Origin of the sequence: Streptomyces viridosporus, assembly GCF_002078235.1 — a bacterium.
In the GTDB taxonomy this organism is placed as follows: Bacteria; Actinomycetota; Actinomycetes; order Streptomycetales; family Streptomycetaceae; genus Streptomyces; species Streptomyces viridosporus.
On record NZ_MSGP01000321.1, the window covers coordinates 1 to 7,352 of the forward strand.

Annotated in this window: 8 protein-coding genes and 1 pseudogene; 3 read left to right on the plus strand and 6 right to left on the minus strand. The window is 73.1% G+C overall.

The window, feature by feature from the left end:
* Together B7L92_RS22455 and B7L92_RS22460 are read right to left on the minus strand one after the other, a co-directional pair.
* Window positions 1-180, minus strand: a pseudogene (locus tag B7L92_RS22455) (alpha/beta fold hydrolase); the annotation flags it as partial.
* Window positions 177-1,712, minus strand: coding sequence for a flavin-containing monooxygenase (locus B7L92_RS22460; protein ID WP_081239267.1), 1,536 nt, complete (start codon window positions 1,710-1,712; stop codon window positions 177-179). The gene B7L92_RS22460 and the pseudogene B7L92_RS22455, both read right to left, overlap by 4 nt.
* 202 nt (window positions 1,713-1,914) lie before the next feature.
* Between B7L92_RS22460 and B7L92_RS22465 the strand changes: the two genes are divergently transcribed.
* Complete coding sequence (locus B7L92_RS22465) at window positions 1,915-2,535, plus strand: MerR family transcriptional regulator (RefSeq protein ID WP_081239268.1); 621 nt, start codon at window positions 1,915-1,917, stop codon at window positions 2,533-2,535.
* 104 nt (window positions 2,536-2,639) lie between these two features.
* Here the strand turns inward: B7L92_RS22465 and B7L92_RS22470 are convergent, their stop codons facing one another.
* Window positions 2,640-3,146 (minus strand): cupin domain-containing protein, encoded by a 507-nt coding sequence (locus B7L92_RS22470; protein WP_255311076.1) that lies wholly within the window; start codon window positions 3,144-3,146, stop codon window positions 2,640-2,642.
* Window positions 3,147-3,320: 174 nt separating this feature from the next.
* Between B7L92_RS22470 and pdxR the strand changes: the two genes are divergently transcribed.
* A complete protein-coding gene (gene pdxR, locus B7L92_RS22475; protein WP_081239269.1) occupies window positions 3,321-4,763 on the plus strand; it encodes a MocR-like pyridoxine biosynthesis transcription factor PdxR in 1,443 nt (480 codons plus the stop codon).
* 32 nt (window positions 4,764-4,795) lie between these two features.
* Here pdxR and B7L92_RS22480 read toward each other — a convergent pair whose 3' ends face one another.
* Together B7L92_RS22480 and B7L92_RS22485 are read right to left on the minus strand one after the other, a co-directional pair.
* The gene (locus B7L92_RS22480) at window positions 4,796-5,269 is read right to left on the minus strand and encodes a carboxymuconolactone decarboxylase family protein (RefSeq protein WP_081239273.1); all 474 of its coding nucleotides are present in this window, start codon (window positions 5,267-5,269) and stop codon (window positions 4,796-4,798) included.
* Window positions 5,270-5,376: 107 nt separating this feature from the next.
* Complete coding sequence (locus tag B7L92_RS22485; protein ID WP_081239270.1) at window positions 5,377-6,177, minus strand: exodeoxyribonuclease III; 801 nt, start codon at window positions 6,175-6,177, stop codon at window positions 5,377-5,379.
* Between the two features lie 91 nt (window positions 6,178-6,268).
* Here B7L92_RS22485 and B7L92_RS22490 point away from each other — a divergent pair, with 91 nt between their 5' ends.
* On the plus strand, window positions 6,269-6,745 hold the full coding sequence (locus B7L92_RS22490; RefSeq protein ID WP_026085114.1) for a GNAT family N-acetyltransferase: 477 nt from the start codon (window positions 6,269-6,271) through the stop codon (window positions 6,743-6,745).
* A gap of 102 nt (window positions 6,746-6,847) precedes the next feature.
* Here B7L92_RS22490 and B7L92_RS22495 read toward each other — a convergent pair whose 3' ends face one another.
* On the minus strand, window positions 6,848-7,351 hold the full coding sequence (locus B7L92_RS22495) for a hypothetical protein (protein WP_081239271.1): 504 nt from the start codon (window positions 7,349-7,351) through the stop codon (window positions 6,848-6,850).
* Between the last annotated feature and the right edge of the window lies 1 nt (window position 7,352).

Here is a 7,352-nt window from a genome sequence, read left to right on the forward strand (position 1 = left end):
CTGCGCCGCCCAGACGGCGGTCGAGCAGGTCCAGCCGTGGGCGAGGACGACCGCGGGCGCCCGCTCGGGCCCGTGCACCTCGATGTGCAGCCGGGAGCCGTCGGCGGAGACGGCGGTCAGCTCACGGGCGGGGGCGGGCGGGACGTAGGGCCCGGAGAAGGCGGGGTCCGGCCGGCTCACGCGGTCACCTCCGCGCCGTCCCGGGTGACGGCGGGCCTCTTCGCGGGCGCCCGCAGGACGGCGTACTCGGACAGGTCCACGTGCCGGGTGGCGCGCCGGAACTCGGTGGTCGTGCCCGGCCAGACGGTGGTGTTGCGCCCGCTCGCGTCCAGGTACCAGCTGGTGCAGCCGCCGGTGTTCCACACCGTGCGCTTCATCCGCTGCTGCACCCGGTGGTTCCAGGCGCGCACCGCACTGGGCCGGGCGTCGAGGGCGACCCGGCCGCCGAGGACGTCGAGCTGGCGGAGGTAGTCGGCCAGGTAGTTCAGCTGGGACTCGATCATCAGGATCATGGAGGAGTTCCCGAGGCCGGTGTTGGGCCCGATGACCGTCATGAAGTTGGGGAACCCGGCGGCCGCGGCACCGCGCAGCGCCTGCATCCCGCCGGTCCAGGTCTCGGCGAGGGTCCTGCCCTCCGCGCCGACGACCCGCTCGGCGATGGGCATGTCGGTCACGTGGAACCCGGTGCCGAACACGATCGCGTCGACCTCGGCCTCGGTGCCGTCGGCGGCGACGACGGTCGACCCGCGCACCTCGCTCAACCCGCTCGCGACGACGTCGACGTTGGGCTGGACGAGCGCCGGGTAGTACGTGCTGGACAGCAGGATCCGCTTGCAGCCGATGCGGTAGTCCGGGGTGAGCTTGGCGCGCAGGGCCGGGTCCTTGACGACGCGGGCCATGTTGCGCTTGGCCAACTGCTCCACGAAACCCAGCTCGCCCGGGTGCTTGGTGAACGCCTGCACCTGCAACTCCCGCACGCCCCACAGCAGTCCGCGGCGCAGCTTCGTGGTGAGGGGCAGCGCCCGGTGCACGGCGCGCTCGGCGCCGCTGATGGCGCGGTCGGCGCGGGGCAGGACCCAGGCCGGGGTGCGCTGGAGGAGGGTGAGCCGGGAGACCAGCGGCTGGATGGACGGCACGATCTGGATCGCCGAGGCGCCGGTGCCGACCATGGCGACCCGCTTGCCGCGCAGGTCGTAGTCGTGGTCCCAGCGGGCGGAGTGGAAGACCTTGCCGGGGAAGGTGTCGAGCCCCGGGATGTCCGGGGTCTTCGGCTCGGACAGCGGACCGGTGGCGGACACGACCACGTCCGCGCTGAGGTTTCCGCTGCTGGTCTCGATGTCCCAGCGCAGCCGCTCGGCGTCCCACACCATCCGCTTCACCTCCGAGTCGAAGCGGATGTGGGGCCGCAGCCCGAAGGCGTCGGTGACGTGCTCGAGGTAGGCGCGGATGTGCTCCTGGCCGGAGAAGGAGCGCGGCCAGTCGGGGTTGGGCGCGAAGGAGAACGAGTACAGGTGGGACGGCACGTCGCACGCGCAGCCGGGATAGCTGTTGTCCCGCCAGGTGCCGCCGACGCTGCCCGCCCGCTCCAGGACGACGAAGTCGGTGATCCCCTCGCGCCGCAGCCGCACGGCGGCCCCGAGCCCGCCGAACCCGGACCCGACCACCGCCACCCGTACATGCTCGTGTTCACGCTCGTGCTCGTGCTCGGCCATCCCTAAGCCTCCACGCCTCGCTCAGAACTCCGCCAGTGAACACTGGCGCAATGGGGAGCGTAGAGCAGCCCCGTACCGATGGGTAGGGGTCACGCGACGAAAGTTACCGCCGGTACACACCCGGGCCCGTCCGCCGGACAGGCCCTAGGCTGCTGACGTGGCAGAGGACAACGCAGGACCCGGCGAGCGGCGCGAGTACCGCATGGAGGAGCTGGCCCGGCTGGCCGGCATCACGGTGCGCACCCTGCGCTTCTACCGCGAGCGCAAGCTGATCCCGCCGCCCCGCCGCGAGGGCCGCATCGCCTGGTACGACGACCACCACCTGGCCCGCCTGCGCACCATCACGGCCCTGCTGGAGCGCGGCCACACCCTGAACGGCATAGCGGAACTCGCCGAGGCCTTCGACCACGGCCGCGACGTCGGCGAACTCCTCGGCATGGAGACCCCCACCGAGGAGACCCCGGTCCGCCTCACCCCCGAGGAACTCGCCGACCACTTCGCCGGCCAGGTCACCCCCGATAACCTGGCCGCCGCGCTGGACCTCGGCTACCTCGGCGTCGACGGCGAGGAGATCGTCCACATCAGCCGCCGCCTGCTGGACGTGTCGTCCGCCCTGGTCCGCGAGGGCATCCCGCTCGCGGAGGTGCTCCGCGCCGGCCGGGAGGCCCGCGTCCACGCCGACGCCCTGGCCGACCTCTTCGCCGGCCTGATCCTCCGCCACGCCCCCGAGGAGGCCCTCCACCGCCTGCGCCCCCTGGCCCGCAGCGTGGTCGACGCGGAACTGTCCCTGGCCCTGGACCGGCGGTTGCACAAGAAGGACTGACCGCCGCCGGAGACCGCGCAGCCGTTCCCGCACCGCCCACCCGCGCTTCCCGCACCACCCACCGGCGCCCCTGACGGTGCGGGCGGCCCCCGTCCCGCGGCCGGTCAGTCGCCGGCGAGTTCGGCCTGCCAGAGGGGGCTGGCGCAGTAGTGGTTGTCGTACCGCGCGGAACTGGCCTTGATGTCCTCGACGGTGGCCTCCCCCCGGTGGACACGCTCCAGCAGGCGGTAGTAGTCGAAGCGGTCCATACCGGGGGTGAAGGCGACCAGCACGTCGGCCTCCTCGCCCCGGGCCGGAGCGAAGGCGTGCGGCAGCCGCGGCGGCACCGTCACGAAGTCGCCCGCCCCCAGGGTGACGATCCGGTCGCCCAGCAGCACGCGCAGGCTGCCGCCGAGCACGAAGAACATCTCGGTCGCCCCGGTGTGGAAGTGGACGGGGGCGCCCGGAGAACCCTTGCCCAGGGTGGCCCGGTTGGCCGTCAGCGCTCCCTGGGTCCGGGCGGAATCGGCCAGCAGGGTGATGAGGCCGGCGGCCCCGTCCTGCACCGTCTCGGCGGAATCGGCACGGACGAGGACGGGACGGGCGGAGGCGTTCACCAGGTTCTCGGACACGGGATGCTCCTCGGTCGTGATCGGGTCGGTGCGACGACGAGGAACGGGCCCGCGCAGGTCCTCCCGGGCCCCCGGGCCGTCTCACCGGCCCCCGGCCCCGGCGTCGCGCCGGGCCCCCGTTCCTCGTGACCACCACGCTAGGCACCGAAAAGACCTCGCGTAGGGTGCATTCCCGTGACGGATTCATGGGTCAATCCGGCCGAGCGCGGCGGCAGCGACCTCCACCTGGACCTGAACCTGGACCTGGCCGGAGGCGGCAGCCGCCGCGCCGTGCTCGGTCGCGCGCTGCGCGAGGCGATCCGAGAGGGACGACTGGCACCGGGCACCCGGCTCCCTCCCTACCGGTCGCTCGCCGCCGACCTCGGGCTGGCCCGCAACACCGTCGCCGAGACCTACGCCGAGCTGGTCGCCGAGGGCTGGCTGGTCGCCCGCCAGGGATCGGGGACGCGGGTGGCGCCCAGAGCGAGGCCGGTCGAGTCCCCGCGCGTCCCCAAGCCCGTGCCGGTCAGTCCGGAGCCGCCCGCCCACAACCTGCGGCAGGGCCTGCCGGACGTCGCCTCCTTCCCCCGCACGGCCTGGCTGGCCGCCGCGCGGCGGGCACTGAACGCGGCGCCCCACGAGGCGTTCGGGCCCGGTGACCCCCGCGGACGGCCCGAACTGCGGCGTGCCCTCGCCGGATACCTGTCCCGCGTGCGGGGCGTGCGCACCGGCCCCGAGACGATCGTCGTGTGCTCCGGATTCGCGCACGCCCTGCGTCTGCTCTTCGGCGGGAAGGTGCTGCGCGGCCCCCTGGCCGTGGAGTCCTACGGGCTGCCGTTCCACCGGTCGGTCCTGGCGGCCGCGCAGGTACGGACCGTGCCCCTGACGCTGGACGAGCACGGGGCACGCACCACGGAACTGTCCGCGCTGAAGGGCGTACGGGCGGCCCTGCTCACCCCCGCCCACCAGTTCCCCACGGGAGGACCGCTCCACCCCGAGCGGCGGGCCGCCGCGGTGGACTGGGCGCGCGGCAGCGGGGGCGTGCTGCTGGAGGACGACTACGACGGGGAGTTCCGCTACGACCGGGAACCGGTGGGCGCCGTCCAGGGCCTCGATCCGCAGCGTGTCGTGTACCTGGGCTCGCTCAGCAAGAGCCTCTCCCCCGCGCTGCGACTGGGGTGGATGGTCCTGCCGGACCACCTGGTGGAGCCCGTGCTGCGCGTCAAGGGCGAGCGCGAGGCGTGGGCCGGGGTCACGGACCAGCTGACCCTCGCCGAGTTCATCGAGTCGGGCCACTACGACCGGCACGTCCGCCGGAGCCGGCAGCGCTACCGGGACCGCAGGGACCGTCTGGTCTCGCTGCTCGCCCGCCGGGCCCCGCACATCGCCCTCACGGGCGTCGCCGCCGGACTGCACGCGGTGCTGGGCCTGCCGCCCGGCAGCGAGCGGTCGGTGGTCAAGGCCGCGGCCTGGCAGCGCATCGCCGTGGACGGGCTCGCCGGCTTCCGGCACCCGGCCGCCACCATGCCCGCGCACGACGGCCTGGTCGTCGGCTACGCCGCGCCTCCCGACCACGCCTTCGGGGCGGCGCTCGACGCCCTCTGCGGCATCCTGCCGCCACCGCCCGACGGGTGCTGACGGCTACGGCGTACCGGTGCCCACCGGCCGGCTCACCGCCGGCCGGCGACCGGCACCTTGGCCGTGCTCAGGGCGATGCGGTTCCAGGTGTTGACGGCGAGGACCAGGGCGAGCAGGCGGGCCAGTTCGGCGTCGGTGAAGTGGGCGGCCGCTCGGCGGTAGACCGCGTCGGGCACCCCGCCGCCGGAGACCAGGGTGACCGCTTCGGCGAGTTCGAGCGCGGCCCGCTCGGGCTCCGTGAAGAAGTTCCCCGCTTCCCGCCACACGGCGACCATGTGCAGCCGCTCCTCGCTCTCCCCCGCCCTGCGGGCGTCCGAGGTGTGCAGGTGCAGGCAGTACGCGCAGCCGTTGAGCTGCGAGGACCGGATCTGGACCAGTTCGGCGAGTGCCGGGTCCAAGCCCTCGCGGGCCGCCGCGTCGAAGGAGATGAGTGCCTTGAACGCCTTCGGCACGGCCCGGGCGAAGTCGATGCGGGTGCGGTCGGCGGCGGTGCTCTCGCTCGTCATGCCCACGACGCTACGGTCGCGGAAGACCCCCGACGGAGTTCATTCCGGCGCCCGGATCACGGGTCAATCCGGCCGGCGCCCGCACCGGCTCGTCCGCCGTGGGCCGGCTACTCGAAGACCACCGTCACCGGCGCGTGGTCCGACCAGCGCTCGGCGTGCGTGGCCGCGCGCTCCACGTACGCCTTGACCGCACGGTCCGCGAGCCCCGGGGTCGCCATCTGGTAGTCGATGCGCCATCCGGTGTCGTTGTCGAAGGCCCGCCCCCGGTACGACCACCACGAGTACGGCCCGTCGACGTCCGGGTGCAGCTTCCGCACCACGTCGACGTATCCGCCGTCGGTCGGGGTGAGGACGCGGGAGAGCCACTCCCGCTCCTCCGGCAGGAAGCCCGAGTTCTTGGTGTTCCCGCGCCAGTTCTTCAGGTCGGCCTTCTCGTGGGCGATGTTCCAGTCACCGCACACCACGACCTCCCGCCCCTCCCCGGCGGCCCGCTCCCGCAGCTCCTTGAGGTACGCCAGGAACTCGCCCATGAAGCGGACCTTCTCCTCCTGCCGCTCCGTGCCGACCTCACCGGAGGGCAGGTAGAGCGAGGCGACGGTGACCCCGGGCAGGTCCGCCTCCACGTACCGCCCGCTGCCGTCGAACTCGGTCGAGCCGAAGCCGACCTGGACGCGGTCGGGTTCCCGCCGGGTGTACAGCGAGACCCCCGCGCGCCCCTTCGCCGCGGCGGGCGCGTGCACCACGTGCCACCCCTCGGGCTCCCGCACCTGCTCGGGCAGCTGCTGCGGCTCCGCCCGCACCTCCTGCAGGCACAGCGCATCGGCGGGGGTCTGCGCCAGCCACTCCACGAAGCCCTTCTTCGCGGCGGCGCGCAGTCCGTTGACGTTGACGGAGGTCACAGTGAGCATCAGGGCACGATACCGGCACACTGGACAAGGTCCAATTCCGGACCGAGATCGCGCTCCCGTTCACCCCGGGGTTTGTTTTACCGTGCTCGGCATGAACATCCGCCGAGTCCCCTACGACCACCCCGACGCAGTGAAGCTGGACGCCGAGGTCCAGGCCGAGTACCACGCCCGCTACGGCGACGGCGGTGACGCCACCCCCATGGACCCGGCGGACTTCACGCCCCCGAACGGCGTCTACCTGATCGCCTACGACGAGAACGACGTCCCCGTGGCCTCCGGCGGCTGGCGCGTCCAGGACGCCAACGGCGAGGGCAACCGCGACGGCGACGCCGAGCTGAAGCGCATGTACGTGATCGAGCAGATGCGCGGCCGGGGCCTGGCCCGCCGCATCCTGGCCGCCCTGGAGGAGGACGCCCGCGCGGCCGGCCGCGTCCGCGTGGTCCTGGAGACCGGCACCAAGCAGCCGGAGGCCATCGCCCTGTACACCTCCAGCGGCTACGAGCCGTGCGAGCCGTTCGGCTACTACCGCTTCCACGAGGAGAGCCGCTGCTACGCCAAAGCGCTGTAGGGGCCCGCCGGGGCGGACGAGCGGATCCCGCGGAACGGTGCGGTCGACCCGGGGTCGGCCGGAAGGACGCCCGCTCGCGGAGGACGCCGTCCGCCCCGGCTCTCAGATGCGCACCACCGCCTCGTCGGGGAGTTCGGGGAACAGACGCACCCTCGACTCCGTGATGCATTCCACGACGGCCGGCTCGTCCCGCGCCGCCTCGGCCAACTCGGTGGCGTTCCTCTCGTCGCCCGAGGCGGTCCTGCCTCGCCCCCGCAGGCACCGCACGACCGCGGACCTCAGGGTTTCCTCCATCACTTTCGGATGGGACTCGACATAGGTCGGCTCGACCATGGAGAGATGGGAGAGGTTGCAGCGCTGCACCGCCTCGTTGTAAGAGGCGGGATCACCCGACGGTGTGATCTGATACAGCAGACTCAGTCCGTCGATCGGACTGATCACCGGGTCGGTCACTTCATATCCCGCGCCCCTGACGCAGGAAATGAACTCGTTCATCGCCCTGCCGTATTCCGCGGCGTCGACCCTGCCGTCCTCCAGCGCCCACTGCTGCCCCGGCAACGAGGCCCCTTCCGGGGCGCCCCGGAAGGGGCCTCGTTGCCGGGGCAGC

Coding starts and splice junctions, on each gene's coding strand:
- B7L92_RS22485 (WP_081239270.1), bottom strand. CDS start 6,177: ATGCTCACTGTGACCTCCGTCAACGTCAACGGACTGCGCGCCGCCGCG.
- B7L92_RS22465 (WP_081239268.1), top strand. CDS start 1,915: ATGGAGGAGCTGGCCCGGCTGGCCGGCATCACGGTGCGCACCCTGCGC.
- B7L92_RS22490 (WP_026085114.1), top strand. CDS start 6,269: ATGAACATCCGCCGAGTCCCCTACGACCACCCCGACGCAGTGAAGCTG.
- B7L92_RS22460 (WP_081239267.1), bottom strand. CDS start 1,712: ATGGCCGAGCACGAGCACGAGCGTGAACACGAGCATGTACGGGTGGCG.
- B7L92_RS22480 (WP_081239273.1), bottom strand. CDS start 5,269: ATGACGAGCGAGAGCACCGCCGCCGACCGCACCCGCATCGACTTCGCC.